Source organism: Cellulosimicrobium sp. BMG9.23, assembly GCF_059159985.1.
Genome location: NZ_JBZGBZ010000013.1, coordinates 35,361 through 62,175, shown reverse-complemented (window position 1 = coordinate 62,175; position 26,815 = coordinate 35,361). Strand labels below are relative to the sequence as shown.

The window sequence follows — 26,815 nt, the reverse complement described above, 5'->3', positions numbered from 1 at the left end:
TCCGGTCCCCATGGCGGCGCTGCCGCCGCGTCGTCAGCCGGTCGCCGCGACGGAGACGCGCCCCGGGCTCTCCGACGACCCGGACTGGTACCGCACCGCGGTGTTCTACGAGGTCATCGTCCGCGCGTTCTCCGACTCGGACGGTTCGGGCACGGGCGACCTGCGCGGCCTCGTCGACCGCCTGGACTACCTCCAGTGGCTCGGCATCGACGCGCTCTGGCTGCCACCGTTCTTCCCGTCGCCGTTGCGCGACGGCGGGTACGACGTCTCGGACTACACCGCCATCGCGCCGCAGTACGGGTCGACGTCCGACTTCGCGGAGCTCGTCCGCGAGGCCCACGCGCGCGGGATCCGCGTGGTCATCGACCTCGTCATGAACCACACGAGCGACCAGCACCCGTGGTTCCAGGCGTCGCGCGCCGACCCCGAGGGCCCCTACGGGGACTTCTACGTGTGGAGCGACGACGACTCGCGCTACCCCGACGCACGCATCATCTTCGTCGACACCGAGACGTCGAACTGGACGTTCGACCCCGTGCGCCGCCAGTTCTTCTGGCACCGGTTCTTCTCCCACCAGCCGGACCTCAACTTCGAGAACCCTCGCGTCGCCGACTCGATGCTCGACGTCGCGCGCTTCTGGCTGCAGATGGGCGTCGACGGTTTCCGGCTCGACGCCGTGCCCTATCTCTACGAGGAGGAGGGCACGAACTGCGAGAACCTTCCCCGCACCCACGACTTCCTGCGCCGGGTGCGGACGATGGTCGACACCGAGTTGCCCGGCCGGATCCTGCTCGCGGAGGCGAACCAGTGGCCGAGCGAGGTGGTGGACTACTTCGGCACCGAGGAGGAGCCGGAGTGCCACATGTGCTTCCACTTCCCGGTGATGCCGCGCATCTTCTCCGCGATCCGGGACCAGCGGGCGAACCAGGTCCTGGAGATCCTCGCGGACACGCCCGACATCCCGCCCGGCGCCCAGTGGAGCACGTTCCTGCGCAACCACGACGAGCTGACCCTCGAGATGGTCTCGACCGAGGAGCGCGCGTCGATGTACGGCTGGTACGCGCAGGACCCGCGCATGCGCGCGAACGTCGGCATCCGGCGCCGGCTCGCGACGCTGCTCGACAACTCCCGCAAGGAGGTCGAGCTCGCGCACGCGCTCCTGCTCTCGCTCCCGGGCAGCCCGTGCCTGTACTACGGCGACGAGATCGGGATGGGCGACAACATCTGGCTCCCCGACCGCGACGCCGTCCGCACGCCCATGCAGTGGACGCCCGACCGCAACGCCGGCTTCTCGACGGCTGACCCGGGCAAGCTGTACCTCCCGCTCGTCCAGTCGCTCGTGCACCACTACGGATACGTCAACGTCGAGGCGCAGCTCGAGCAGTCGACGTCCCTGCTGCACTGGGTGCACGGCATGCTCAAGGTCCGTCGTCGCCACCCGGGGTTCGGCACGGGAGACTTCGTCGCGCTCGAGTGCGACAACGAGTCGATCCTCGCGTTCCTGCGCCGCTCCCCGGACGAGACCCTGCTGTGCGTCGCGAACCTGGCCGCGACGGCCCGCTCCGCGACCGTCCGGCTGGGCGACCACGCCGGGGCGACCCTGACCGACGTCTTCGGGGGCGCGCGCTTCCCCGACGTCGACGAGGACGGCACCGTCTCGATGACCTGGGGCTCGCGCGACTTCTACTGGCTCGTCGTGGGCCAGCGGGACGACGACGACTGACCGAGCTCGAACATCGCGGCCTTCTCGACGACGGCGGCCCGTTCGCCGCACGCCTCGCACGTGAACCAGTTCACGATCGAGACGACGTGCCGCAGGGGCACCGACTCGCTCGTCAGCCGTACGTCGTGGTGCTCGCAGTCCATGGTCCGTCCTCCGGTCGGTTCCCGTCGCGGCACCCGCCGTGACCGGCACACCGTCGCACGAGCCACCCACACACGGAACCGCCCGCGGGGCGCGCAGCGCGGACCCGTGGTGCCATGGGAGGCGACCTGACCGACCGAAGGAGACGCGTGGCCCTACGACGGACGGAACTGCCCTCCCCGGCACTCCTCGCACTCCTGGACGGGTGGCTCCCCGCGCGACGCTGGTACCCGGTCAAGGGCGTCGAGGTGCGGCACGTCCCGTGGATCTCGTACGCGCTCGACGCCGCCGGCGCGGCTCCCGGGCCGACCGGAGGCACGCCGCGCGTGGTGCTCCACCTGCTCCGGCTCGTGGGCGACGGGGTCGACCTCGTGGTCCAGGTCCCCGTCGTGCTCGAACACGCCGGCGCCGCGGCGACCGCCGGACCGTCCCGCATCGGCGAGGTCGTGGACGACGGCGGCACGTGGGTCGTGCACGACGGCGCGGCCCACCCCGCGTGCTGGGCCGCCCTGCTCGCGACGTCCACGTGGGACGGCGCCGCACCCGCCGCCGTCGACCTCGAGGGCGGCCGTGCCCTCGCGGTCGAGCAGTCGAACAGCTCGGTGCTCCTCCCCGGGACCGCGGGCGGCACGATGCTCAAGATCCTGCGCGCCATCGCGATCGGGCCCAACCCCGACCTGACCGTCCCGCGCGCGCTCGCCGCCCAGGGGTGGTCGGGCGTGCCGCGGCCGCTCGCGTGGCTCGAGGTCACCTGGGGCGCGGAGGACGACGCCGCCGGGCGCACACCCGAGGCCACCCCCGAGCGCTCGGCGCACCTCGCGATCCTCAGCGAGTTCGTCGACGGCGCGCGGGACGGCTTCGACCTCGCGTGCGCCTACGCGGGGCAGGACGCGTCGTTCGCCGACCTCGCGGTCGACCTCGGTCGCGTCCTCGCCGACCTCCACGCCGCCCTGCGCGAGGCGTTCGGCACCGGGTCGCCCGTGGACGCCGCGTGGCTCGTCGCCGACCTGCGACGACGGTCCGAGGAGGCGGTCGCGTCCTCGCGCGCTCTCGCCCGCCGCGCGGACGCCGTCGCGGCGTTCTGGGACCGCACGGCCCAGCGCCTCGCGGGCGTCACGCGCGTCCCCGACGCCCTCCCGCGGCTGCAGACCGTGCACGGCGACCTGCACCTCGGGCAGGTGCTCCACGCGCGCCGCTTCGGCTGGAAGGTGCTCGACTTCGAGGGCGAGCCCCTGCGTCCCGTCGCGGAGCGCACCCGTCCCGACCTCGCGCTGCGCGACGTCGCCGGGATCGTCCGCTCGTTCGACTACGCCGCGGCGGTGGGTCGCGCGACGAACCCCGGCTGGGCCGTGCAGGCGCGGACCGCGTTCCTCGAGGCGTACGCGCGGGCCGACACCGCCGGGGTCGACCGCGACACGTCCGAGGCGCTCGTGCGAGCGCTCACGCTCGACAAGGCGCTCTACGAGGTCGTGTACGAGTCGCGCAACCGGCCCGACTGGGAACCCATCCCGCTGGCCGCGGTCGACCGCCTGGTCGCCGGGAACGGCTGACGCCCGGCACGACGTCGAGAGGTCCCACCCGGCGAGCCCGTCCTGTGGGGGAAACGGGGACGTGGAAAGGTTGGGCCATGACCGGGCCTGCCGCATCCTCCACCCCGCCTCCCGTCGTCGCACCGCCGGAAGCCCTCGCCGCGACCGCGTCCGGACGGACGTTCGACCCGCACGCGGTGCTCGGCCCGCACCTCGCGCCCGACGCCGACGACGCCCGCGCCGTCGTGCGCGTGCTGCGTCCCCTCGCGGACGAGGTCGTCGTCGTGACGCTCGACGGCGAGCACCCGGCCGTGCACGAGCAGGACGGGGTGTGGGCCGCCGTCGTGCCGGTCCAGGTGAGCGACGACGGCGCACGCCACGCCCCGGACTACCGGGTCCGGGCCCGGTACGGCGACGAGACCACGACGGGCGACGACCCGTACCGCTTCCTGCCGACCGTCGGCGAGGTGGACCAGCACCTGATCCGCGAGGGCCGGCACGAGCAGCTCTGGACGGCGCTCGGCGCGAACGTGCGGTCGTTCCCCAGCGTCCTCGGCGCGACGACCGGCACCGCGTTCGCCGTGTGGGCGCCGAACGCCCGCGCGGTGCGCGTGATCGGCGACTTCAACGGCTGGGGCGGCACGCACCCCATGCGCTCGCTGGGCTCGACCGGCGTCTGGGAGCTGTTCGTCCCCGGCGTGGTCGGAGGCGCCCGGTACAAGTACGAGATCCTGGGCCCGGACGGCTCGTGGCGGCAGAAGGCCGACCCCCTCGCGAAGGGGACGGAGGTCCCGCCCGCCACGGCGAGCGTCGTGGTCGAGTCCTCCTTCACGTGGTCCGACGACGCGTGGCTCGCCGACCGCGCGTCCCGCGACCCGCACGCCGGGCCCCTGAGCGTCTACGAGGTCCACCTGGCCTCGTGGCGCCAAGGGCTGTCGTACCGGGACCTCGCGGAACAGCTCACGGACTACGTCGTCGAGCAGGGCTTCACGCACGTCGAGCTCCTGCCCGTCGCGGAGCACCCGTTCGGCGGCTCGTGGGGCTACCAGGTGACCGGCTACTACGCGCCCACGTCCCGCTTCGGGCACCCCGACGACTTCCGGCACCTCGTCGACCGCCTGCACGCCGCGGGCGTCGGCGTGATCGTCGACTGGGTGCCCGCGCACTTCCCGCGCGACGAGTGGGCGCTCGCCCGCTTCGACGGCACGCCCCTGTACGAGCACGCCGACCCCCTGCGCGGTGAGCAGCCCGACTGGGGCACGTTCGTCTTCGACTTCGGGCGCAACGAGGTGCGCAACTTCCTCGTCGCGAACGCGACCTACTGGTTCGAGGAGTTCCACGTGGACGCGCTGCGCGTCGACGCCGTCGCCTCGATGCTCTACCTCGACTACTCGCGCGGCCCCGGGCAGTGGCACCCTAACGTGCACGGCGGTCGCGAGAACCTCGAAGCCATCGCGTTCCTCCAGGAGACCAACGCGACCGCCTACCGGCGCACTCCCGGCGTCATGATGATCGCCGAGGAGTCGACGGCATGGCCCGGCGTCACGCGGGCCACGTCCGCGGGAGGCCTCGGGTTCGGTCTCAAGTGGAACATGGGCTGGATGAACGACTCCCTGCGCTACGTCGCCGAGGAGCCCATCAACCGGCGCTACCACCACCACGAGATCACGTTCTCGATGGTCTACGCGTACTCCGAGCAGTTCGTGCTGCCGATCAGCCACGACGAGGTCGTGCACGGCAAGGGGTCGCTGTACGGCAAGATGCCCGGCGACGACTGGCAGAAGAGGGCGGGCGTGCGCGCCTTTTTGGCCTACCAGTGGTCCCACCCCGGCAAGCAGCTGCTCTTCATGGGCAGCGAGATCGGGCAGCACACCGAGTGGAACGAGGGACGCTCGCTCGACTGGGACGGCCTCGCGGCCGACCCGGGCCGGGCCGGGGTCCAGCGGGCCGTGCGCGACCTCAACGCGCTCTACCGTGCGACGCCCGCGCTGTGGGAGCTCGACCACGACCCCTCCGGCTTCGAGTGGCTGGACGCCGACGACGCCGGCCACAACGTGCTCGCCTACATGCGCCGCGGGCGCGACGGTGGTCAGGTGGCCGTCGTCGTCAACTTCGCCGGGACGCCGCACGAGGGCTACCGCGTCGCCCTCCCGTCCGGCGGGGCGTGGCGCGAGGTGCTCAACACCGACGCCGAGGTGTACGGCGGGTCGGGCGTGGGGAACCTCGGCGTCGTGGAGGCGGAGGCCGTGCCGTGGAAGGGACGTGCGCACTCGGTCACGCTGCGCGTGCCGCCGCTCGGGGCGCTGTACCTCGTGCCTGCGTAGGTCTCCCGTCGCTCGCTCGCCCTGGGTGGTGGCTTGCTTCTGATGCTCGCCTTGGGTGGTGGGTGGGGTGGGGGCGCCGGGTCTACCATCCGCCGCTCGTTCCTCGCGGCTCCCGCCAGACCCACCACGACCCGGCGCCCCCACCCCACCCACCCGTGTCGCCTCACCTCGCGTCCCGGTGTTGTCAGCGTCTGGCGGGTCCCTGGGTCCGCCGGGTGCTGACAGGTCGGCGCGTGCACGACGGCGGCCCGGTCACCTGGGGAGGTGACCGGGCCGCCGTCGGGCTGCTGGGGTGTCAGTACAGGCTGATCGCGAGGCGCTGGCGTGCCTTGCCGACGCGGGGGTCGGCCGGGCCGACGACCTCGAAGTAGTCGAGGAGGCGGACCCGGATCTTCTCCTTCGCGTCGGCGTCGGCGCCCGGCAGGAGGTCGAGGAGGCGGCCCAGCGCGTCGTCGACCTTGCCGCCGAGGAGGTCGAGGTCGGCGACGGCGAGCTGGGCGTCGACATCGGACGGCGCGTCGGCCGCGGCGGCGCGCACGGCGTTCAGGTCGGCGTCGCGCGTGCGGCGCAGGAGGTGGACCTGCGCGAGGCCGGCGACGGCGAGGGCGTCCTTCGGGTCCTGCTTGATGGCCTTCTCGTAGGCGGCGACGGCGGTGTCGAGGTCGTCGCGCTCGATCGCGTCGTACGCCTCCTGGTGCAGCGGCGGCAGCTCGGGCTCGGGCTCGGCTGCCGGCTCCGCGGCGTCGTCGGCGGGCGCGCCGTCCGGGGACGGGACGCGGCCCGTGACGCCGTTGGCCTCGGCGGCCTGGAGGACCTGGTCGAGGACCTCGCGGATCTGCTCCACGGGTGCGGCGCCCTGGAACAGCGGCAGCGGCTGGCCCTGGAGCACGGCCACGACGGTCGGGACGCCCTGGACCTGGAACGCGGCGGCGACCTGCGGGTACGTCTGGGCGTCGACGCGGGCGAGCAGGAACCGGCCCGCGTACTCGTCGGCGAGCGCGCCGAGGTCGGTGCCGATCTGGGCGTTCGCCTGGTCGGTCGGGATCCACAGGAGGACGACGACCGGGTACTGCGTGGAGTCCTGGACGAGCTGCGGGAACGTCTCGTCGGTGACGTCGACGACGTAGCCTCCCGCCGCCGGCGCACCGCCCTCCGCACCGGGCGGAGGGGCCTGCGGGCGGGTGAGCGCGGACAGGTCGACCGCGCCGCGCACGTCGAAGGTGGGCTGGGTGGGTTCGCTCATGGGTGCATCCTACGGAGCGTCAGGCGTTGGCCGCCGACGTCGCGACGTGCTCCGTCCCGAGCACCTGCATCTGCTCCTCCGAGCCCGCCGGCGGCACGTAGATCGCCACGACGTCGCGGTAGTCGACCTTGAGGACGTTGGTCGTCCCCGCCGAGCCGAAGAGCGCCTTCACGGACTCCGTGTCCGGCGGGACCTGCGCCCCTTCCTCGGCCGTCATGGACTCGGCCGAGGTCATGGTGCCGACGACGAGCGCGCCGCCGTCCGCGGTCCGGACGGATCGGACGGGCTGGTCAGGGTCCGGCGTGAAGGTCAAGGTGTACTTCCCCGCTGCCGGGGCGAGCGCATCCGTCCAGACCCTGGCCCGCTCCGCGAGCTGCGCGCGGAACGAGTCGTCCGGGAAGGACGCGGCGAAGCTCGACGACGACCCCACGTTGAGGACGTCCGCGTACTGCGCGACGGCGTCCGTCGGCGTGACGAGGAGCGAGTCGTCGTCGGGCGCGACGGCCTCGCTCCCGATGGTCGGCGCCGCGAAGCTGGGCAGGGTCGTGCTCGGGAAGAGCCGGACCCATCCCCACAGCTCGTACTGGTCGCGCGCCCCGGCCTGCTCGTAGACGCTGAGGCGCGGCGGCTGGAGGCTCTCCGGCTGCACGCTGACGCCGTACGACGTGCGGGGCCACGTCTGCGTCGTCGGGATGACGACCTGCTGGACGTCGGTCGGGAGCTCCGTGACCAGGTCCGCGTTGCCGCGCGCCTTGGCGACCTTGAGCTGGCTCGTGCGGATGGCGAGGGCCGGTCCGGAGACGCGGCCCTCGAGCAGCGCCGGGTCGGTGGCCGCCCCGGCCTCCTCGAGCGTCGTCCCGACCGCGGCGAGGACGTCGTCCTGCTGCGTCTCGTCGAGCACGGGCGGAGGGGTGGCAGGGGTCTCCTCGGGCTGCGGCGTCGGGAGCGGTGCGGCACAGCCCGCGAGCAGGACCATGCCGGCGGCCGCCGCGACCGCCGCGAGGCGGGCACGGTGGGGGCGGGCAGGGGTGCGGTGCGGCGTCCTCATCGTGTGGCGTCCTTCGTCTCGTCCTCGTCGCGCGTGACCTCGGGGGCCGGCGCACCGGCGGTGAAGCCCCAGGTGCGACGCCAGGCGTCGGCGCGGGTCACCGCGCTGTCCTGCTCCGTCGGGTGGGCGGCGGCCGCGTCGACCACGGGCTGGGCCGCCGTCTTCGGGCGGCGGTCGCGCGGCACCACGGGGATCTGTCCGGTCAGCCACGCGCGCCGGGGCTTCTGCGCCTTGGCCTGCTGCTCGGCGAGCCGCTCGGCCTCCTCGCGCTCGCGCATCTCGCGACGCGTGAGCATCCGGACCTGCGCGGTGTCGGTCGGCACCTCGCCCGGTGCGTCGTCCGGTCCCTGGCCCGACGACGCGGGGGCGCCGGTCGCGCCGGCCACCGGTGTCGCGGCGGTCGCCGACCGGCCGCCGGCGGTCTTGCGCTTCGGACGCATCGCGGCAGCACCGATCCCCAGGCCGAGCAGGATCAGGACGATCCCGCCGACCACGCCCGGCCACAGGAAGGGCGTCTCGACCTCGCGCGGCCAGGAGAGCTCGATCGTCGGTGCGACCGCGCTCTCTCCCACGCCGGCGGCGAGGAGCTGCCAGCGCCCCGGCTGGTCGTCCCAGCGCAGGGTCACCGAACCGGTCCCCGTGGTCTCGGCGACCCACATGTCGGAGCCGGCAGGGTCCACGCCGACGACGGGCTCCTCCGCCGCCGCGGTCTCGCCCTCCGCCGGCGTCTCGCCCTCGGTAGGCGTCTCACCCTCGGCGGGAGCCTCGGTCTCCGCAGGTGTCTCGGTCTCTGCTGCCTCGCCCTCGGCAGGAGTCTCGGTCGACGTCTCGCCGTCCGCGGGAGCCTCGGCCTCCGGGTCCTCCGGGACGACGGCGCTCGTGGCGAGGCGGTCCCAGTCCGACAGCCCGGTCACGGCCCCGTGCGGGTCCTCACCGACCCAGCCGGTGACGTCGACCTCGCGACCGATCGCCAGGGTCACCTGCTGCTCGTCGGGCACCGTCGCGCGGATCGTGACGCCGTCGTCCACGAGGTCGAGGACGCCGGGCTCGGTGACGAGCACCGTGCCGTCGCCGTCGAACGCCGTGGTCGCGGCGACCGTGTCGCTGTCGCGCCAGACCGTGGCGGACGCGACGCCGAGACCCACCGCGACGAGCCCTCCCACGATCAGGACGGCGGCGATGATTCGTTGCAGCACCGAGTGTTCCCTTCGTCGACCGACGTTCCAGGATAGGTGCGAACGCCCTCGTGGTTCGACCTGCGGGCACTCGCTGTGGATCCCTCACCAACCGTTCACGACACGGCCGCGAGCCGGTCCCAGCCTGTCACGACGGCGGCCTCGCGCCATTCCACGGTCAGCCATTCCGGGTATTCAGGACACGCTCTGGCCCGTATCCTGGACGGACCACGTGGGGCCGCGGCGCGACCGCCGCCCGCCGACCAGCGCTGGAGGGCACCTCGCCCAGCGGTGGAGTCCACGACGAACCACACCGGAGGTCATCGACGTGTCCGACGAGCGCACGCTCTTCCCCATCACCATGCGCGGCTACGACCGCGTCCAGGTCGAGGCCCAGCTCGCGAGGCTGGAGAAGGCCCTCGAGGACACGCGCGCTCGGCTCGAGGCGTCCGACGGTCGGATCATGCAGCTGACGACCGAGCTCGGGGACGCGCAGCGCCAGCTGCGCGAGGCGGACCGCCCGTCGTACGCGGGGCTCGGCTCACGGATCGAGCAGCTCATGCGCTCCGCGGAGGAGCAGTCGGCGGACATCCTCTCCCAGGCGAACGCCCAGGCCGCCGACATCATGGCGCGCGCCAAGCTGTCCGCAGGCCAGGTGCGCTCGCGCGCGGAGAACGAGGTCGCGGAGCTGCTCAACAGCGCGCGCCTCGAGGCGGAGGAGATCCGCAGCACGAGCGCCTCGGAGGTCGAGAGCACGCTCGTCGGGGCGCAGCGCCGCGCCGAGGAGCTCGTCGGCTCCGCGGAGCGCGAGGCCGCGCGCATCCAGAGCGCGATCGCCACGGAGGAGAGCGAGCGGCGCGCGTCGCTCGAGCGCGAGCTGGGCACGCTGCGCGCGTCCGTCGAGCGCGAGACCACGGAGCTGCGCGTCGGCACGGAGCGCGAGGCCGCGGAGCTGCGCGCCCGGGTCGCGGCCGAGACCGCGGCCCAGCGCGAGGCGGCGGACCGCGAGACGTCCGAGCTGCTGGAGAACGCGCGCCGCGAGGCCCAGCGCCAGGTCGACGAGGCGCAGCGCAAGGCGTCGGAGGCGGCGAACGCCGTGACGTCCGAGATGGAGGAGCTGCGCGACAGGGCCCGGACCGCGCTGGCCGACGCGGAGCTCGAGGTCGTCCGTCGTCGCGAGGAGGCCGAGCAGGAGAACGCCGCTCGCCACGTCGCCGCGAAGACCGAGACCGAGAAGCTCGTCGCGACCGCCGAGGAGCACGCCGCCGAGGCCGAGAAGCGCGTGGCTCTCGCCCTCGAGCAGGCCGAGAAGGTGCGCGCCGAGTCCGACGCGTACGTCAAGGACCTCATGCAGAACGCCCGGCGCAACGCGGACCGGGTCGTCGCCGAGGCCCGCGAGTTCGCGGAGCAGACGGTGGGCGACGCGAAGGCGGAGGCCGAGCAGCAGCGCGCCGTCGCCCAGCGCCAGCTCGAGGACCTCACACGCCAGCACGACTCGATCAACACGTACCTCGACGAGCTCCGTGGCCTGCTCGCCAGCGACGCCGAGGCCGGCTCGAAGGCCACGTCCCGGCCCGACGCCGTCCCGGCCGGGACGCCCGCGCAGCAGGCACGGGCAGCACAGCTCGTCACGGCCGAGGTCCCCGAGGTCCCCGATGCCGCCGAGGAGCCGGCGGTGCCCGTCGCCACCGTCGAGGCGCCGCGGCGCGGGACCCCGAAGGTCCCGGCACCCTCGGACCGTGAGACCGACGCGCCCGCCAAGGCCTGACCCGTGACGGACGGCAGCACGCCGGCCGCTGCCGACGCCGACGCGGCTGCCGACGCGTGGCGTCGGCAGCGGACGGAGGCGGCGGAGCACCAGCAGCGCGAGCTGGACCGTCGCCGGGCCCAGGAGTCGGCGGCGGCGCGCGCCCTCCTCGCCGACTTCGTCGAGCGCGCTCGTGAGCGAGGGCTCGAGCCGGAGCCGCTGCGCGCGCGGTCGTTCGACGGCCGAGCGACATACCGCACCCCGGTGCTCGGGTGGTACCTGCGCCGCAACCGGTCTGTGGCCGTCGACACCGACGGCGAGTTCTACGTCCTCGGCGTCCCGGCCAGCCTGGGTGCGCGCGTGCGCGGCGCGGCGCTCACGCCGTCGGACCCGCCGCTCGTGCTCGGCAAGGGCGGCCGGGACGGCGAGTCGATCGACCTCGCCGACGCGCTCGCGCTGGTCCTCGACGGCTCCTGACGCCCGGGGCCCTCGCCGACCGGTCCGCCGCTCAGGACGACGCGCGCGCCAGGAGGTCGGCGAGCGCGTCCGCGACGGCGGCAGGGTCCTCGAGCGCGCTCATGTGACCCGCGCTCTGGACCTGGACGAGCTGCGCGTGCGGTGTTGCGGAGGCCATGTGCTCCGCCTCGGCGACCGGCGTGACCTGGTCCTCCTCCCCGACGACGACCGCGACCGGGCCGCCGAACGCCTCGAGCACGTGCGTCCGGTCGGGGCGGGCGGCCATGGCCCGCTGCGACCACGCGACGCCGGCGGCTCGCTGGCTCCGGATCCACTCCTCGAGGCGCGAGGTCAGGTGCTTTCGCGCCGCCTTGCTCGTCTCCCCGAGGAGCACTCCCGGCATGCCGAGCACGGCGTCGACGGTCTGCTCCGACGTCACGCGGTCGGCGATGCGCAACCGGTTCGCGCGCGCCTCGTCGGTGTCGGCGGTGGACTTCGTGTCGACGAGCCCGAGCCCGGCGACGAGGTCCGGGTGCCGCTCGGCGAGCGCGAGGGCGACGTACCCGCCCATGGACAGCCCGGCGACGACCGCCCGCGAGACGCCCGCCGCGCGCAAGGACTCGGCCGTCGCGTCCGCGGCGGCCTCGATCGACGGCACCTCCGACCCGAGCGGGCTCTGCCCGAGACCGGGTAGGTCCACCGCGACGACGGTCGGCTCACCGGGGAGGGCGGCGGCGACGTCGGACCACATGCGGTGATCGACCGGGAAGCCGTGCAGGAGGACGAGCGGCAGGCCGGACCCGTCGCGGAGGGTGAACGTCTCGAGTCGTCCCTGGGGCCGTGCAGTCGTCACGTCGTTTTCCTCGTGTCGTCGGTGCATCGCCCAGACCCTGTCACGCCGGGCGCGCCACCCTCCACGCTGCCACGGACGGGACCTCCCTGCTGTGGCGGGCGCCGATCAGTCCGCGACGCCGTCGCTGCGGCTCGCGTCGTAGCTCGCCTGATCGGTGCCCTCGGTGTCCTGCTCGGCCGCGCGCGCCGCACCTGAGGAGCCGGCCCACGTCGTCGGCAGCGGCAGCGGGTGGCCGGGCAGCACGTGCCCGACGATCTCGTCGAGCACGCGGCGCACCGACGACTCCCCCACCCACAGGTGCTTCGCGTCGTCGACGCCGATGACCTCCGCCTGCCGCACGCGTGCGAAGCGGCGGCGTGCCTCGTCCGGGCGGAGGTAGTCGTCGAGCTCCGGCACGAGCACGACGAGCGGCTTGCCGAACGCGTCCCAGCGGTCGAGGTCCTCGTCCGTGGCGCGGTGCAGCGGCGGTGAGAGCAGGATGGCGCCCTTGACCGCGGGGTCCGTGCCGTGCTTGAGCGCGAGCTCCGTGCCGAACGACCACCCGACGAGCCACGGATGGGGCAGGTCGTGGAACTCGGCGTACTCGATCGCGGCGGCGACGTCGAAGCGCTCGGACTCGCCGCCGTCGAACGCGCCCTCGCTCGTGCCGCGGGGCGAGGACGTGCCGCGCGTGTTGAACCGCAGCACCGCGAGGTCCGCGAGCGCCGGCAGGCGCCACGCGGCCTTGCGGTAGACGTGGGAGTCCATGTACCCACCGTGGGTCGGCAGCGGGTGCAGCGTGAGCAGGGTCGCCGCGGGGTCGCGCTCCTCGGGGAGGGCGAGCTCGCCGACGAGCGTCAGTCCGTCGGCGGTGTGGAGCTCGATGTCTTCCCGGCGCGCGGGCAGGACCGTGAGCGAACGGATCGGGGTGGCACCATCGGCACGGCCGTCGGTGCCGTCGGTGCCTTCGGGGCCGCGGGAGCCGGCGAGCTGGGCGGGCGCGGGATCGGGTGCGGTGCTCATCGGTTCGAGCCTAGTTGCTCGGCCTCGGTACCTCGCCGACGGGGTGCCGCACGGTCGGTCGTCAGCGGGGCCCGTCGTCAGCGGGGACGACGGCGTCCGCGCGCCTGCCAGCATGCCGTGTGCCAGTGGCGGCGGTGCTCCAGGGCGGTCTGCTCACCGAAGAACGAGTCCTCCTGCCACGCGACGACGTGCCCCGTCCCGGGCGGGATCGTCTGGTTGCAGCCCGGACACAGGTACGACTTGTCGGCGCCGCGCACCGTGCGGACGGACCACTCGCCGTCGGACCCGGACTCGCGACGCGCGCCCCCGAGGGCGCGGTCGAGGTCGAGCGGGGCGGGCTCGGCGCTCCAGGGACGCTTGCGGGAGGGTCGACGGGACGGCACGCCTCCATGATCCCCCGACGGCCGCCCGGCGCCGAACTCGGGCTCCCAGCGGGCGTCCAGACCGGACCGCTAGAGTGTCCGGGCCGGTGCTGCACCTGAGGATCGACCACGTCGTCGTGACGTGGTTCGTCCGGTTGTGGCACAGACCCCGACGGCGCGCGCGTCGTCCCCTCGACCGAAGGACTCCCCCACGTGAAGCACCGCACCCTGCGCGGCGTCGCCGCGCTCACCCTCGGCGCCTCCCTCCTCCTCGCCGGCTGCGGTTCGGGCGACGGCGGGTCGGACGCCGAGACGTCGCCGAGCGCCTCGGCGAGCGAGGCGCCCTCCGCGTCGCCCGAGGACCTCGCCGCGCTCGAGGCCATCACCGTCACGGGCGACCCCGGTGCCGAGCCCACGCTCGAGTTCGAGGCGCCTCTCGAGGTGTCCGCCGCCGTCACGAGCCTGCAGGACGAAGGCACGGGCGCCGAGCTGGAGGAGGGCATGCAGGTGACGATGCAGTACGTCGCCTACAACGGGGCGGACGCGACGCGCGCCGGCTCGACGTGGGAGGACGACGCACCGCAGTCCTTCACGCTCGGCGACCCGCAGTTCGACCTGCTCACGGAGCCGCTCCTCGGCCAGAAGGTCGGCGCCCGCCTCCTCTTCGCCGGACCGGACCAGTCGGGCGGCACCGTCGTCAACCTCATCGAGGTCGTCGACGCCAAGGAGATCCCCTCGCGCGCCGAGGGCGAGGCCGTGACGCCCGCCGAGGGCCTGCCCACCGTGACGCTCGACGACACCGGCAAGCCGACGATCGAAATCCCCGAGGGCTACGAGGCCCCGACCGAGCTCGTCGCGCAGACGCTCATCAAGGGCGACGGCCCGGTCGTCACCGAGGACCAGACGGTCACCGCGCACTACACGGGCATGCTGCTCGACGGCACCGTCTTCGACTCCTCGTGGGACCGCGGCACGCCGACGAGCTTCTCGCTGCAGGGCGTCATCCCCGGCTGGACCCAGGGTCTCGCGGGCCAGACGGTCGGCAGCCAGGTGCTGCTCGTCATCCCGTCCGAGCTCGGCTACGGCGCGCAGGGCAGCGGCGACACCATCCCGCCGGACTCGCCGCTGGTGTTCGTCGTCGACATCCTCGCGGCGGAGTGACGGCCGCACCGCGACCGTTCCGCGCGAGCTGACGCACAGGGCCGCCACCCGTTCCGACGGGGGGCGGCCCTCGTCGTGCCGGGTGTCCGGAGCGACGTCGGGCACCGCGGGTCGCCGTAGGCTCGACGCATGACCGAATCCTCGACGCCCCTCGCTCCCGTTGAGCCCGCTGAGCCCGCCGTGTCTGCTGAGCCCGCCGAGTTCTCGGCCCCGCCGGTGGCCGGTGTGCCGCCCGAGCGGGAGGTCCTCACATGGGAGACGTTCGGCGTGGCCGCCCGCGAGCTTGCGGAGCAGGTCGTGGCGAGCGGGTTCCGGCCGGACGTCGTCGTCGCGGTCGCGCGCGGTGGCCTGCTGCCCGGCGGCGCGGTGGCGTACGCGCTCGGGACGAAGGGCGTCGGCACGCTCAACGTCGAGTTCTACACGGACATCGGTCAGACCCTCGACGACCCGCGCGTGCTCCCGCCCCTCATGGACACGTCCGACCTGCCGGGCGCTCACGTCCTCGTGGTCGACGACGTCGCGGACTCGGGCCGGACGCTCGCCCTGGTCATGGAGATGCTCTCGCACCACGGTGCCGAGGCTCGGTCCGCCGTGCTCTACACGAAGCCGCGCACGATCATCCAGCCGGACTTCTCCTGGAAGGACACCGACCTCTGGATCACGTTCCCGTGGTCGGCGGACCCGCCCGTCGAGGGAGCGCAGCCCCGCCCCGCGGACTGAGTCCGTCGACCGATCTCGGCAGCCGACCGGTCCTGGCCGGCGACCGACAGACGACGGCCGCCGCCCCTCGCGGGTTGGCGGCCGTCGTCGTCGCTACGGAGCGGGGAGGGTCAGAAGTCCCAGTCGTCGTCCTCGGTGTTCACGGCCTTGCCGATGACGTACGACGAGCCCGACCCGGAGAAGAAGTCGTGGTTCTCGTCGGCGTTCGGCGACAGGGCCGAGAGGATCGCCGGGTTGACGTCGGTCTCGTCCTTGGGGAACAGCGCCTCGTAGCCGAGGTTCATGAGCGCCTTGTTCGCGTTGTACCGCAGGAACTTCTTGACGTCCTCGGTCAGCCCGACGCCGTCGTAGAGGTCCTCCGTGTACTGCACCTCGTTGTCGTAGAGCTCGAAGAGCAGCTCGAACGTGTAGCCCTTGAGCTCCTCGCGCTCGGCCGGCGAGAGCTTCTCCAGGCCCTTCTGGTACTTGTAGCCGATGTAGTACCCGTGCACGGCCTCGTCGCGGATGATGAGGCGGATGAGGTCGGCCGTGTTCGTCAGCTTGGCGCGCGACGACCAGTACATCGGCAGGTAGAAGCCCGAGTAGAAGAGGAACGACTCGAGGAGCGTGCTCGCGACCTTGCGCTTGAGCGGCGAGTCGCCCTTGTAGTACTCCATGACGATCTCGGCCTTGCGCTGCAGGTTCGGGTTCTCCTCCGACCAGCGGAACGCGTCGTCGATCTCGCGCGTCGAGCACAGCGTCGAGAAGATCGACGAGTAGCTCTTGGCGTGCACCGACTCCATGAACGCGATGTTCGTGTACACCGCCTCCTCGTGGGGCGTGATCGCGTCCGGGATGAGCGACACGGCGCCGACGGTGCCCTGGATGGTGTCGAGCAGCGTCAGGCCCGTGAATACGCGCATCGTGAGCTCCTGCTCCTGCGCGGTGAGCGTGTGCCACGACTGGATGTCGTTGGACACCGGCACCTTCTCGGGGAGCCAGAAGTTCCCGACGAGGCGGTCCCAGACCTCGAGGTCCTTCTCGTCCTCCAGACGGTTCCAGTTGATCGCGCTCACGCGATCGATGAGCTTGAGCTTCCCGGTGGGCGACATCTGCCTTCTTCTCTCCTGCTGACCCCGGACCGACCGGGACGATGACTGTGGGACGGAGCTGCGGCGTCGGGCTCTGCTGCACGACCGCAAGTAGTTGCCTCAGGCGACTACAGCATGCAGCTGACGCAACCCTCCACCTCAGTGCCCTCCAGGGCCATCTGGCGGAGACGGATGTAGTAGAGCGTCTTGATGCCCTTGCGCCACGCGTAGATCTGCGCGCGGTTGACGTCGCGGGTCGTCACGGTGTCCTTGAAGAACAGCGTGAGGCTCAGGCCCTGATCGACGTGCTGCGTCGCCGCGGCGTAGGTGTCGATGATCTTCTCGTACCCGATCTCGTACGCGTCCTCGTAGTACTCGAGGTTGTCGTTCGTCAGGTACGGCGCCGGGTAGTAGACGCGGCCGATCTTGCCTTCCTTGCGGATCTCGATCTTCGACGGCACCGGGTGGATCGACGACGTCGAGTTGTTGATGTACGAGATCGAGCCGGTCGGCGGGACGGCCTGGAGGTTCTGGTTGTAGATCCCGTGCTCCATGACGGAGGACTTGAGGGCCTTCCAGTCGTCCTGCGACGGGATGTGCACGCCGGCGTCGGCGAAGAGCTGACGCACGCGGTCGGTCTCCGGCTCCCACACCCCGTCGGTGTACTTGTCGAAGTACTCGCCGGTCGCGTACTTCGAGTCCTCGAAGCCGGCGAACGCGCGCCCGCGCTCGATCGCGAGCCGGTTGGAGGCCGCGATCGCGTGGTACGCGACCGTGTAGAAGTAGATGTTCGTGAAGTCCACGCCCTCGGTGGAGCCGTAGTGGATCCGCTCGCGCGCGAGGTAGCCGTGGAGGTTCATCTGCCCGAGGCCGATGGCGTGACCCCCCTCGTTGGCGCGCTTGATCGACGGCACCGACTCGATGCTCGTCTGGTCCGAGACGGCGGTGAGCGCGCGGATCGCGGTGTCGATCGACTTCGCGAAGTCGGGCGAGTCCATCGTCTTCGCGATGTTCAGCGAGCCGAGGTTGCAGGAGATGTCGCGGCCGACGTGCTCGTACGAGAGGTCCTCGTTGAACGTCGACGGCGTCGAGACCTGGAGGATCTCGGAGCACAGGTTCGAGTGGGTGATGCGGCCCTTGATCGGGTTCGCCCTGTTCACCGTGTCCTCGAACATGATGTACGGGTAGCCGGACTCGAACTGCAGCTCCGCGATGGTCTGGAAGAAGTCGCGGGCCTTGATCTTCGTCTTGCGGATGCGCGAGTCGTCGACCATCTCGTCGTACTTCTCCGTGACGGAGATGTCGGCGAACGGCACGCCGTAGACGCGCTCGACGTCGTACGGCGAGAAGAGGTACATGTCCTCGTTCTTCTTCGCGAGCTCGAACGTGATGTCCGGGATCACGACGCCGAGCGACAGCGTCTTGATGCGGATCTTCTCGTCGGCGTTCTCGCGCTTGGTGTCGAGGAACCGCAGGATGTCCGGGTGGTGCGCGTGCAGGTACACCGCGCCGGCGCCCTGGCGCGCGCCGAGCTGGTTCGCGTAGGAGAAGGAGTCCTCGAGCAGCTTCATCACGGGGATGACGCCGGACGACTGGTTCTCGATGTGCTTGATCGGGGCGCCGTGCTCGCGGATGTTCGACAGGAGCAGGGCGACGCCGCCGCCGCGCTTGGAGAGCTGCAGCGCGGAGTTGATGCCGCGCGCGATGGACTCCATGTTGTCCTCGATGCGCAGCAGGAAGCAGGACACGGGCTCGCCGCGCTGCGCCTTGCCGACGTTGAGGAACGTGGGGGTCGCGGGCTGGAAGCGGCCCGAGATGACCTCCTCGACGATGTCGAGGGCCTGCTGCTCGTTGCCGTCGGCGAGACCGAGCGCGACCATGCACACGCGGTCCTCGAAGCGCTCGAGGTAGCGCTTGCCGTCAAACGTCTTGAGCGTGTACGACGTGTAGTACTTGAACGCGCCGAGGAACGTCTCGAACCGGAACTTCTTGGAGTACGCGAACTCGAACAGCGACTTCACGAACGCGCGGTCGTACTTCGCGAGGACCGCGGGGTCGTAGTACTTGTTCTCGACGAGGTAGTCGAGCTTCTCCTGCAGGTCGTGGAAGAAGACCGTGTTCTGGTTGACGTGCTGCAGGAAGTACGCCCGCGCGGCCTCACGGTCCTTGTCGAACTGGATCTCGCCGTCCGGGCCGTAGAGGTTGAGCATCGCGTTGAGCGCGTGGTAGTCGAGCTGCGCGCTCGACAGCGACACCTTCTGCGGCGCCAGCGCGACGTCGCCCGTGCCTGCGCTCTCGGAGATCACGCCGGAATCTGTGACTGTCGTTGCCAAAATCGTCCCAATCCGTCGCGGACGCGCGCGGCGTCCTCGGCTGTTCCCAGGAGTTCGAAGGCGTACAGGTAGGGCACCTGGCACTTCGCGGAGATGATGTCGCCGGCGATGCAGTACGCCTCGCCGAAGTTGGTGTTGCCCGCGGCGATGACGCCGCGGATCAACGACCGGTTGTGCGCGTCGTTCAAGAACTTCACGACCTGACGCGGGACGGCTCCGCCCTCGTTGCCGCCCCCGTAGGTCGGGACCATGAGCACGTACGGCTCGTCGACCCGCAGGAACCCCTCGGTGGGTCGCGTCGGGATGCGCCGCACGTCGATGCCGATGCCCGGCAGGTCGAGCCGCTGGACGAACCGGTGCGTGTTCTCGCTGACGCTGGAGAAGTAGACGAGCGACCCCACGGGGACCGCACCTCCGTCCTGCTGTGCTCGCGACCTGCTGCCGTGCTGCCGGGAGGCTCGCGCCGCCCGGCGCTGCGGGCGGGGCCGTCGCCGGCCCGCCCGCTGATCGTCGTCAGGCGACGACCGGAGAGACCTTCTGCGCGAGGGCGTTGATCTGGTCGGGGCGGAAGCCCGACCAGTGCTCGTCGCCGGCCACGACGACGGGCGCCTGCAGGTAGCCGAGCCCGCGCACCAGCTCGAGCGCCTCGGCGTCCTGGCTGATGTCCACGACGGTGTACTCGACGCCCTTCTTGTCGAGAGCGCGGTACGTCGCGTCGCACTGAACGCAAGCCGGCTTGCTGTAGACCGTGACGCTCATGGTGGTGACTCCTCGCTTCTCGTCCGGGGCCTCGTCCTCGGGGAGGGAGAAGAGTCTCTGACCTCGAAGGACACCGCTGGAACTACGTCTGTGTGATTCCCCGGAGAGCCTGCGCCCCCTGGGTGTGAAACCACTATACCTAGGGGTTCGGACACTGCCACCCCACTACATGTCGTGTCTGAACTTCACCCCGCCGAGTGTGGTAGCAGCCATGGATCCATGGTCCCAGGCCCCTCTGACACGCCTTTCCGCACCCCGTCGTCCACCGCGCCGCGCGGTCGAGAACCGCGTCGTGACGCGGCCTGAGCGCCGTCGTCCACAGGGTGGGGACGACGTCGATCCACACCCTGTGCAGGCCGGTGGACACCCCGCACGAGACCCCGATGCGCCGTCCCGAACGGCCCCCAGAACGCCTCAATCCGGACACGAAGCCCGCAGAGCTCGTCGGCGTGTCGCGCCCTCCCTCGCACGGCAACCCGAATCTGCGACGAACGTCACCTCGAACGCGCCCGAGATCAGGCGGCGAGCGACCGCACCCTGCCCGACCACGGCTCTACCTCACCGACCACGGCTCTACCTCGGCTGGTGAGCCGAGAGACGAGCGGGCGGGCCGGAGCGGGCGGGGCCGCGGGTCGTGGCGGGTCTGGCGGGAGGTCGCGAGGAACGAGCGGGCGGGCCGGAGCGGGCGGGCCGGAGCGGGCGGGCCGGAGCGGGCGGGCCGGAGCGGGCGGGCCGGAGCGGGCGGGGTCGCGGGTCGTGGTGGGTCTGGCGGGAGGCCGCGAGGAACGAGCGGCCGGATGGTAGACCCGCGACCCCGCCCGCGGAGGCCCGCCCGCGGACCCAATCCCGCGGACCGCGGACGCAAAGAACCCGCCCTCGACCTGCGTCGAGGACGGGCTCTGCACGACGGGTCAGGCGGTCTCGTCGACGCCCGGCAGCACGTTCGACGTCGCGAGCCGGCGGTACCAGTGCGCCGAGTCCTTCCACGTGCGCTCGAGCGTCTCGTAGTCGACGCGGATGATCCCGAAGCGGCGGTCGTACCCGTAGCCCCACTCGAAGTTGTCGAGCAGCGACCACGCGAAGTACCCGCGCACGTCGGCGCCGGCGTCGACGGCGGCACCGACGGCGTCGACGTGGTCGTGCAGGTAGGCGACGCGGCGGTCGTCGTGCACGCGCTGCGACCCGTCGGGCGCGACGGTCACCTCGTCGTCGAACGCCGCGCCGTTCTCGGTGACCATGAGCGGCTGGTCGGGGTAGGTCGTCGCGACGGACACGAGGAGCTCGGTCATCCCGGCGGGCTCGATGTTCCAGCCCATCGCGGTGTACGGACCGGGCTGTTGGACGAACTCGACGTCGGTGACGCCGATCCACGGGCTGTGGGTCGACGCGCCGTGGCCGTCGTTCTCGGCCCGCTCGCCGGTGCCGTCGTAGTGGCGCACGCGCACGGTCGAGTAGTAGTTGACGCCGAGGATCGAGACGGGCTGACGCACGAGCTCGAGGTCGCCGTCGTGCACGAACGACCAGTCGGTGACGTGCGCGGTGTCGGTGAGCAGGTCGGCGGGGTACGCGCCGTCGAGGATCGGGCCGAGGAACGCGCGGTTGGCGAGCGCGTCGATCTTGCGGACGGCGTCGAGGTCGTTCTCGTTCGCGGGGTCGTCCGGCCGGATCACGTGGAGGTTGAGCGTGACGGACGTCTTGGCGTCCTCCCCCAGCTCGTCGCGGATCGCCGCGACGGCGAGCCCGTGGGCGAGGTTGAGGTGGTGCACGGCCGCGAGCGCCGCCGCGGGCTCGGTGCGGCCGGGGGCGTGCACGCCCGAGCCGTAGCCGAGGTAGGCGGAGCACCAGGGCTCGTTGAGCGTGGTCCACGTGTCGATGCGGTCGCCGAGCTCACGGGCCATGTGGCGGGCGTACTCCGCGAAGGCGTAGGCCGTGTCGCGGTTGGCCCAGCCGCCGGCGTCCTCGAGCTCCTGCGGGAGGTCCCAGTGGTAGAGCGTGACGACGGGCTTGACGCCCTTCTCGAGGAGAGCGTCGACGAGGCGCGAGTAGAACGCGACGCCCTCGGGGTTGAGCGGTCCGGTGCCGCCGGGCTGCACGCGCGACCAGGAGATGGAGAAGCGGTACGCACCGAGACCGAGGTCGGCGATGTGCTGCACGTCCTCGACCCACCGGTGGTAGTGGTCGTCGGCGACGTCGCCGGTGTCACCGTTGAGGATGCGTCCGGGCGTGTGGGAGTAGGTGTCCCAGATGGACGGGGTGCGCCCGCCCTCGGCGGCGGCCCCCTCGATCTGGTACGAGGCGGTGGCCGAGCCCCAGACGAAGTCCGGGGGGAACGCGCGGCCCGACGGCGCGGGCTCGGGGCTGGTGCCGGGCGTCGCCTCGGCGGCACGGGTGGGGGTGTCGGTCGTCACGAGATCCTCGCTGATCGGGTGCGGGGCCTGGCGGCCCCGTGCGGGGGCGGTGGGAGTCGGCGTGGTAGCGCTTCCACGCCGACCTCCCCAGGGTACCTCGGTCAGGGCAGTGCGAGCGTCACCGACCCGGAGCCGGTCGCAGCCGCCGTCACGCCGTCCGCCTCGACGGACCAGGTGCCGGGGGCGTCGTCGGACGCGACAGTGAGCAGCCGGCCCTCCCGCCGGACGCGGAACGTGGCCGACGCGCCGCCCGGCCGCGGGACGACGACGTCGCCCTCGTGCCCGTCGGGCAGCGCGAACGCCCGGAGCGTGACCCCGTCCGCCCAGTCGTACTCGGGCGCGTCGTCGCGCGCCCCGACGGGAAGCACCGACCCCGCGCGCACGAGCACGGGGAGCGAGTCGAAGCCGTGCGTCTCGGTGACCCAGCGCGGGCCCGTCACGGTCGCGGGGAGGGTCCCGGCGGGTCCGTCCGGCGCGCCGTCGACGAGCCGCGTCCAGGTGCCCTCCGGGACGTAGTACTCGACCTGCCCGTCGGCGCGGAACACCGGGGCGACGAGGAGCGCGTCCCCGAGCATGTACTGCGTGTCGACGAGCGCCGCGGTGCGGTCCGCGGGGTGCTCGAGCACCATCGGGCGCATGACGGGCACGCCGTCGGTGTGCGCCTCCTCGCCGAGCCGCGCGAGGTACGGCATGAGCGACATCTTGAGCCGCGTGAACCGTCGTGTGACGTCGACGGCCTCGTCGTCGAACGCCCACGGGACGCGGTAGGAGTCGGAGCCGTGCAGGCGCGAGTGCGACGAGAGCATGCCGAACGCGACCCAGCGCTTGAACACCGCCGGGTCGGGCGTCCCCTCGAAGCCGCCGATGTCGTGGCTCCAGTACCCGAAGCCGGACAGCGCGAGCGACAGACCGCCGCGCAGCGACTCCGCCATCGCGACGAAGGTCGACTCGCAGTCGCCGCCCCAGTGCACCGGGAACTGCTGCCCGCCGGCCGTGGCCGACCGCGCGAAGAGGACCGCCTCGCCGCTCCCCCGCTCCTGCTCGAGCACCTCGAACACGGCCTCGTTGTACAGGTGCGAGTAGTAGTTGTGCATGCGCTGCGGGTCCGAGCCGTCGTGCCACACGACGTCGGTCGGGATGCGCTCGCCGAAGTCCGTCTTGAAGCAGTCGACGCCTTGCCGCAGCAGACCGCGCAGCTTCTCCTGGTACCAGGCCCGCGCGTCGGGGTTGGTGAAGTCGACCAGGGCCATGCCCGCCTGCCACAGGTCCCACTGCCAGACGTCGCCCGCCGCGGTCGTCACGAGGTAGCCGCGCTCGCGGCCCTCGTCGAACAGGTGGGAGCGCTGCGCGATGTAGGGGTTGATCCACGCGCTGACGCGCAGGCCGCGCCCCCGCAGGCGCGCGAGCATCCCCTCGGGGTCCGGGAAGGTCTTCGGGTCCCACACGAAGTCGCACCAGTGGAACTGGCGCATCCAGAAGCAGTCGAAGTGGAAGACGCTCAGCGGGATGTCGCGCTCGGACATGCCCTCGACGAAGCTCGTGACGGTGGCCTCGTCGTAGTCGGTCGTGAACGACGTCGAGAGCCACAGCCCGTACGACCAGGCCGGGACGCGCGCGGGCCGCCCGGTCAGTGCCGTGTAGCGGCGCAGCACGTCCTTGGGCGTCGGGCCCTGGATGACGTAGTACTGCAGGGCCTGGCCCTCGACGGAGAACTGGGCACGCGAGACGACCTCGGTCCCGAGCTCGAACGAGACCCGCTCCGGGTGGGCCACGAGCACGCCGTAGCCCTTGTCGCTGAGGTAGAACGGCACGTTCTTGTACGCGAGGTCGCTCGCGGTCCCGCCGTCCTCGTTCCACACGTCGACGCTCTGGCCGTTCTTGACGAACGCGCCGAACCTCTCGCCGAGACCGTAGAGGTGCTCCCCCACGCCGAGGGCGAGCTGCTCGTGCACGTGCGTGCTCCCGTCGGCCGTCGTCGCGATCCCGATGCTGCGGTCGAGCGACGACGTGAGCACCGTGCCGTCGGCCTCGAAGTCCACGTGCCAGGGGCCGTCGGTCCGCACGCGCGCGGTGAGCCCGCCCGAGGTGATCGTGGCCTCGGGAGCCCCGATGAGCTCGGGGAGCGCGACCTTGGCGCCAGCCGTCGAGCGCTCGAGGCCGAAGTGCGGCCCGCGGTCGCGGCGCCCGCGGTGGTGCTCGATCCGGACGCCGATCACGCCCTCCGCGGGCGCGTCGAAGGTCACGGTGACGACCGGCTGGTTGAGGGTGTCGCCGCGCGAGGCGACGACGGCCGTGGGCGCGTGCACGACGAGACGCTCGCCGTCGTCGACGACCTCGTCGATCGAGCGCGGGCGCAGCATGCTGACCCCGGGTCGCAGCTGCCAGTACCCGTCGGTGAACTTCATGGCGTCCTTTCGGTGGGGTGGTCGACCAGCGCGGCGACGTCGTGCGCGGCGAGGCGCACGGCGTCGTCGACCGGGCGCCCGGTGAGGAGGTCGAGGTGGTGACCGGCGACCGGCACGGTGACCGGCCCGGCGGTGTGGTTGAGGACGAAGAGCACGTCGCCGCGGCGCACGACCTCGACACCGGGGGCGTCGTCCGCCCCCGGGAGGACGGGCGCGACGCCGGCGCGGTCGAGAGCGGCACCCAGGACGTCGCCGAGAAGACCCTCGTCGGGGACGGTCGCGACGTACCAGGCCTCGCCCGTCCCGTGCGCGTGCCGGGTCACCGCGGGCCCGCCGGCGAGGTGCCCGTCCGCGAACGTCGCGAGCACCGTCGCGCCGTCCGCGTCGAGGAGCTCGCCGAGCACCTGGGCGCGGGCATCGGGGTGTGCCGTGACGTCGAGGCCGACACCGCCGTCGGGCAGCGGGACCCACTCCTCGCCGCTGACGCCGAGGACGTCGCGCAGGAGCGTCGGGAACCGCCCCGTGCGCACGTGCGCGTTCTCGTCCGCGACGCCGGTGAACGGCCCGACGACGAGCGTCGCCCCGCCGTGCGTCGCGGCGCGCAGCGCCTCCGCACCGGGCTCGTCGAGGAGGTAGAGCTGCGGGACGAGCACCGCGCGGTAGCGGGACACGTCACGGCCGGCCGGGACGAGGTCGCACGCGACGCCGCGCGCCCACAGCACGCGGTACCAGCGGCGCACCTGCTCGAGCGCGTCGAGACGGTCCGTGGGGCGGGCGACCTCGCCGCTGGCCCACCACGACGGCCAGTCGACGACGACGGCGACGTCCGCCGCGACCCGTCCCCCGACGACCGGCGCGAGCCGGGCGAGGTCGGCGCCGAGGCGCCGCACGCCGCGGTGCACGCGGGTCTCGGGACCGGCGTGCGGCAGCATCGCCGAGTGGAAGCGCTCGGCGCCGCTGCGCGACGCGCGCCACTGGAAGAAGCACACGCCGTCCGCACCGCGCGCGACCGCCTGCAGCGACTCGAGCCGGGACCGCTCGGGCGACTTCGGGAGGTTGTGGGGACGCCAGCTCACGGCGCTCGTCGCGGACTCCATGAGCAGCCAGGGCGCGCCGTCGCCCAGCGACCGCATCAGGTCCTGCGTGAGCGCGGCGTCGACCGGTGCGCGCGGGTCTCCCGGATCGGGGTACGCGTCGTCCGCGACCACGTCGACGTCGTCGGCCCACGTCCACGGGTCGATCCCCGGGAAGAAGCCCATGAAGTTGGTTGTCACGGGCCGCTCGGCGTCGTAGGTGCGGATCAGGTCGCGCTGCTCGCGGTAGAGCGTGCGGAGCTGGTCGGAGCAGTACCGGCGCCAGTCCAGCGCCTGGGAGGGGTTGACGTGGTAGACCGTGCGGCGCGGGGGCACGATCTCGGACCAGTCGGCGTAGTGCTGCGACCACACGGTCGTGCCCCACGCCGCGTTGAGCGCCTCGACGGTCCCGTAGCGCGCAACGAGCCACGCACGGAACGCGGCGGCCGACTCGTCGCCGTAGCAGACCTGGCCGAACTCGTTCCCGACGTGCCACATCCGCACCGCGGGGTGCGCGGCGTACCGGGCGACGAGCGCGTCGGTGATCGCGAGCGCGTGCTCGCGGTAGACGCGCGACGCCGGGCTGAACTGGTTGCGCGACCCTGCCACGAGCCGCACGCCGTCCGGGTCGACCGGCAGCGTGTCCGGGTGCAGGACGCCGAGCCACGGTGGCGGCGAGGCCGTGGGCGTCGCGAGGTCGACGCCGACGCCGTGCTCGCCGAGCACGTCGAGGACCTCGTCGAGCCACGCGAAGTCGCGCACCCCCGGCGACGGCTCGTAGCGAGCCCAGGAGAAGACGCCCACGGTCACGAGGTTCACGTGCGCCTCGCGCATGAGCCGCGCGTCCTCGCGCCAGACGTGCGCGGGCCACTGCTCCGGGTTGTAGTCACCCCCGAAGCGGATCCCGCCCGTCGTGAGATCCGCGAACCTCCCGTCGCGCGGGGACGCGTGGATCGCGTTCGTCGGCACCGTCGCCTACCTCCGTCGTGTCTCGCGACGACGCGGCAGGGCGCCATCGTCGAAGCGTTTCAACACGCTAACCTGTGACCTACGCGCTTGTCCAGGACACCGGCGGGCGATCCCCCGGGATCCCTGCCGGCCGCGACGTCGTCGTCACGGCCCGACCCCGGAACGGTGCGATCACCCGACCATCAGAGGATCCGCCCCATGAACGGCGCCGTCGCCGACCACCTCCCACCACGCCCGGACGATGCGCCGCCGCGCCCGGACGGCGGGCCCGCTCCGGCACGCTCGCACCCCTGGCGCATCGAAGCGCTTGCGTC

General features: G+C 72.5%; 21 protein-coding genes. 7 read left to right on the top strand and 14 right to left on the bottom strand.

What is annotated here, in order from left to right; translation table 11 throughout:
• Positions 1–10 precede the first annotated feature (10 nt).
• On the top strand, positions 11–1,723 hold the full coding sequence (gene treS, locus AC4H2G_RS20675) for a maltose alpha-D-glucosyltransferase (RefSeq protein ID WP_494367636.1): 1,713 nt from the start codon (positions 11–13) through the stop codon (positions 1,721–1,723).
• Here treS and AC4H2G_RS20670 read toward each other — a convergent pair.
• Entirely contained in the window at positions 1,684–1,866 is a 183-nt protein-coding gene (locus AC4H2G_RS20670; protein WP_251151858.1) for a hypothetical protein, read from the bottom strand. The genes treS and AC4H2G_RS20670 overlap by 40 nt on opposite strands.
• A 147-nt stretch (positions 1,867–2,013) precedes the next feature.
• Here AC4H2G_RS20670 and AC4H2G_RS20665 point away from each other — a divergent pair, with 147 nt between their 5' ends.
• Complete coding sequence (locus tag AC4H2G_RS20665) at positions 2,014–3,414, top strand: maltokinase N-terminal cap-like domain-containing protein (protein WP_494367614.1); 1,401 nt, start codon at positions 2,014–2,016, stop codon at positions 3,412–3,414.
• Positions 3,415–3,491: 77 nt separating this feature from the next.
• Positions 3,492–5,717 (top strand): 1,4-alpha-glucan branching protein GlgB, encoded by a 2,226-nt coding sequence (gene glgB / locus AC4H2G_RS20660; RefSeq protein ID WP_494367613.1) that lies wholly within the window; start codon positions 3,492–3,494, stop codon positions 5,715–5,717.
• A 295-nt stretch (positions 5,718–6,012) separates the two neighbouring features.
• Here glgB and AC4H2G_RS20655 read toward each other — a convergent pair whose 3' ends face one another.
• The 3 genes from AC4H2G_RS20655 to AC4H2G_RS20645 are packed head-to-tail and all read right to left on the bottom strand — an operon-like array spanning position 6,013 to position 9,204.
• A complete protein-coding gene (locus AC4H2G_RS20655) occupies positions 6,013–6,960 on the bottom strand; it encodes a tetratricopeptide repeat protein (RefSeq protein ID WP_494367612.1) in 948 nt (315 codons plus the stop codon).
• A 19-nt stretch (positions 6,961–6,979) separates the two neighbouring features.
• Positions 6,980–8,008, bottom strand: coding sequence for a DUF8094 domain-containing protein (locus tag AC4H2G_RS20650; RefSeq protein WP_494367611.1), 1,029 nt, complete (start codon positions 8,006–8,008; stop codon positions 6,980–6,982).
• Positions 8,005–9,204 (bottom strand): hypothetical protein, encoded by a 1,200-nt coding sequence (locus AC4H2G_RS20645; RefSeq protein ID WP_494367610.1) that lies wholly within the window; start codon positions 9,202–9,204, stop codon positions 8,005–8,007. Before AC4H2G_RS20645 ends, AC4H2G_RS20650 begins: the two co-directional genes overlap by 4 nt.
• A 307-nt stretch (positions 9,205–9,511) precedes the next feature.
• Here AC4H2G_RS20645 and AC4H2G_RS20640 point away from each other — a divergent pair, with 307 nt between their 5' ends.
• Both AC4H2G_RS20640 and AC4H2G_RS20635 read left to right on the top strand, forming a co-directional pair.
• Positions 9,512–10,951: a hypothetical protein gene (locus tag AC4H2G_RS20640; protein ID WP_494367609.1), complete on the top strand. Its 1,440-nt coding sequence runs from the start codon at positions 9,512–9,514 to the stop codon at positions 10,949–10,951.
• Positions 10,952–10,954: 3 nt separating this feature from the next.
• Positions 10,955–11,407 carry a hypothetical protein gene (locus AC4H2G_RS20635; protein ID WP_494367608.1) on the top strand — a complete coding sequence of 151 codons (453 nt, stop codon included), beginning with the start codon at positions 10,955–10,957 and terminating at the stop codon, positions 11,405–11,407.
• 31 nt (positions 11,408–11,438) lie between these two features.
• On the opposite strand, the gene AC4H2G_RS20630 is transcribed toward AC4H2G_RS20635, so the two are convergent.
• The 3 genes from AC4H2G_RS20630 to AC4H2G_RS20620 all read right to left on the bottom strand — a co-directional run bounded on the left by AC4H2G_RS20630 (position 11,439) and on the right by AC4H2G_RS20620 (position 13,624).
• Positions 11,439–12,239, bottom strand: a complete 801-nt coding sequence (locus AC4H2G_RS20630; protein WP_494367607.1) for an alpha/beta fold hydrolase — start codon at positions 12,237–12,239, stop codon at positions 11,439–11,441.
• 105 nt (positions 12,240–12,344) lie between these two features.
• Positions 12,345–13,241 (bottom strand): alpha/beta hydrolase, encoded by an 897-nt coding sequence (locus AC4H2G_RS20625; RefSeq protein ID WP_494367606.1) that lies wholly within the window; start codon positions 13,239–13,241, stop codon positions 12,345–12,347.
• A gap of 77 nt (positions 13,242–13,318) precedes the next feature.
• Positions 13,319–13,624 carry an Rv1322 family protein gene (locus AC4H2G_RS20620; RefSeq protein ID WP_494367605.1) on the bottom strand — a complete coding sequence of 102 codons (306 nt, stop codon included), beginning with the start codon at positions 13,622–13,624 and terminating at the stop codon, positions 13,319–13,321.
• Positions 13,625–13,816: 192 nt separating this feature from the next.
• Between AC4H2G_RS20620 and AC4H2G_RS20615 the strand changes: the two genes are divergently transcribed.
• Positions 13,817–14,764 (top strand): FKBP-type peptidyl-prolyl cis-trans isomerase, encoded by a 948-nt coding sequence (locus tag AC4H2G_RS20615; protein WP_494367604.1) that lies wholly within the window; start codon positions 13,817–13,819, stop codon positions 14,762–14,764.
• Positions 14,765–14,893: 129 nt separating this feature from the next.
• Positions 14,894–15,484 carry a phosphoribosyltransferase gene (locus tag AC4H2G_RS20610; RefSeq protein WP_494367603.1) on the top strand — a complete coding sequence of 197 codons (591 nt, stop codon included), beginning with the start codon at positions 14,894–14,896 and terminating at the stop codon, positions 15,482–15,484.
• A gap of 110 nt (positions 15,485–15,594) precedes the next feature.
• Here the strand turns inward: AC4H2G_RS20610 and nrdF are convergent, their stop codons facing one another.
• From nrdF to AC4H2G_RS20575, 7 genes are all read right to left on the bottom strand, one after another.
• Positions 15,595–16,575, bottom strand: a complete 981-nt coding sequence (gene nrdF / locus AC4H2G_RS20605; RefSeq protein WP_435736603.1) for a class 1b ribonucleoside-diphosphate reductase subunit beta — start codon at positions 16,573–16,575, stop codon at positions 15,595–15,597.
• Between the two features lie 107 nt (positions 16,576–16,682).
• Entirely contained in the window at positions 16,683–18,824 is a 2,142-nt protein-coding gene (nrdE, locus tag AC4H2G_RS20600) for a class 1b ribonucleoside-diphosphate reductase subunit alpha (protein WP_494367635.1), read from the bottom strand.
• Between the two features lie 32 nt (positions 18,825–18,856).
• Positions 18,857–19,288 (bottom strand): class Ib ribonucleoside-diphosphate reductase assembly flavoprotein NrdI, encoded by a 432-nt coding sequence (gene nrdI / locus AC4H2G_RS20595; protein WP_494367602.1) that lies wholly within the window; start codon positions 19,286–19,288, stop codon positions 18,857–18,859.
• Between the two features lie 112 nt (positions 19,289–19,400).
• The gene (nrdH, locus tag AC4H2G_RS20590) at positions 19,401–19,646 is read right to left on the bottom strand and encodes a glutaredoxin-like protein NrdH (RefSeq protein ID WP_154798230.1); all 246 of its coding nucleotides are present in this window, start codon (positions 19,644–19,646) and stop codon (positions 19,401–19,403) included.
• A 911-nt stretch (positions 19,647–20,557) separates the two neighbouring features.
• Positions 20,558–22,054, bottom strand: coding sequence for a GH1 family beta-glucosidase (locus AC4H2G_RS20585; protein ID WP_494367601.1), 1,497 nt, complete (start codon positions 22,052–22,054; stop codon positions 20,558–20,560).
• 101 nt (positions 22,055–22,155) lie between these two features.
• The gene (gene yicI, locus AC4H2G_RS20580) at positions 22,156–24,459 is read right to left on the bottom strand and encodes an alpha-xylosidase (RefSeq protein WP_494367600.1); all 2,304 of its coding nucleotides are present in this window, start codon (positions 24,457–24,459) and stop codon (positions 22,156–22,158) included.
• The gene (locus AC4H2G_RS20575; RefSeq protein ID WP_494367634.1) at positions 24,456–26,486 is read right to left on the bottom strand and encodes a beta-galactosidase; all 2,031 of its coding nucleotides are present in this window, start codon (positions 26,484–26,486) and stop codon (positions 24,456–24,458) included. Before AC4H2G_RS20575 ends, yicI begins: the two co-directional genes overlap by 4 nt.
• Positions 26,487–26,815 lie beyond the last annotated feature (329 nt).

Coding starts and splice junctions, on each gene's coding strand:
- AC4H2G_RS20650 (WP_494367611.1), bottom strand. CDS start 8,008: ATGAGGACGCCGCACCGCACCCCTGCCCGCCCCCACCGTGCCCGCCTC.
- glgB (WP_494367613.1), top strand. CDS start 3,492: ATGACCGGGCCTGCCGCATCCTCCACCCCGCCTCCCGTCGTCGCACCG.
- yicI (WP_494367600.1), bottom strand. CDS start 24,459: ATGAAGTTCACCGACGGGTACTGGCAGCTGCGACCCGGGGTCAGCATG.
- nrdH (WP_154798230.1), bottom strand. CDS start 19,646: ATGAGCGTCACGGTCTACAGCAAGCCGGCTTGCGTTCAGTGCGACGCG.
- AC4H2G_RS20610 (WP_494367603.1), top strand. CDS start 14,894: ATGACCGAATCCTCGACGCCCCTCGCTCCCGTTGAGCCCGCTGAGCCC.
- treS (WP_494367636.1), top strand. CDS start 11: ATGGCGGCGCTGCCGCCGCGTCGTCAGCCGGTCGCCGCGACGGAGACG.
- AC4H2G_RS20655 (WP_494367612.1), bottom strand. CDS start 6,960: ATGAGCGAACCCACCCAGCCCACCTTCGACGTGCGCGGCGCGGTCGAC.
- nrdF (WP_435736603.1), bottom strand. CDS start 16,575: ATGTCGCCCACCGGGAAGCTCAAGCTCATCGATCGCGTGAGCGCGATC.
- AC4H2G_RS20625 (WP_494367606.1), bottom strand. CDS start 13,241: ATGAGCACCGCACCCGATCCCGCGCCCGCCCAGCTCGCCGGCTCCCGC.
- AC4H2G_RS20670 (WP_251151858.1), bottom strand. CDS start 1,866: ATGGACTGCGAGCACCACGACGTACGGCTGACGAGCGAGTCGGTGCCC.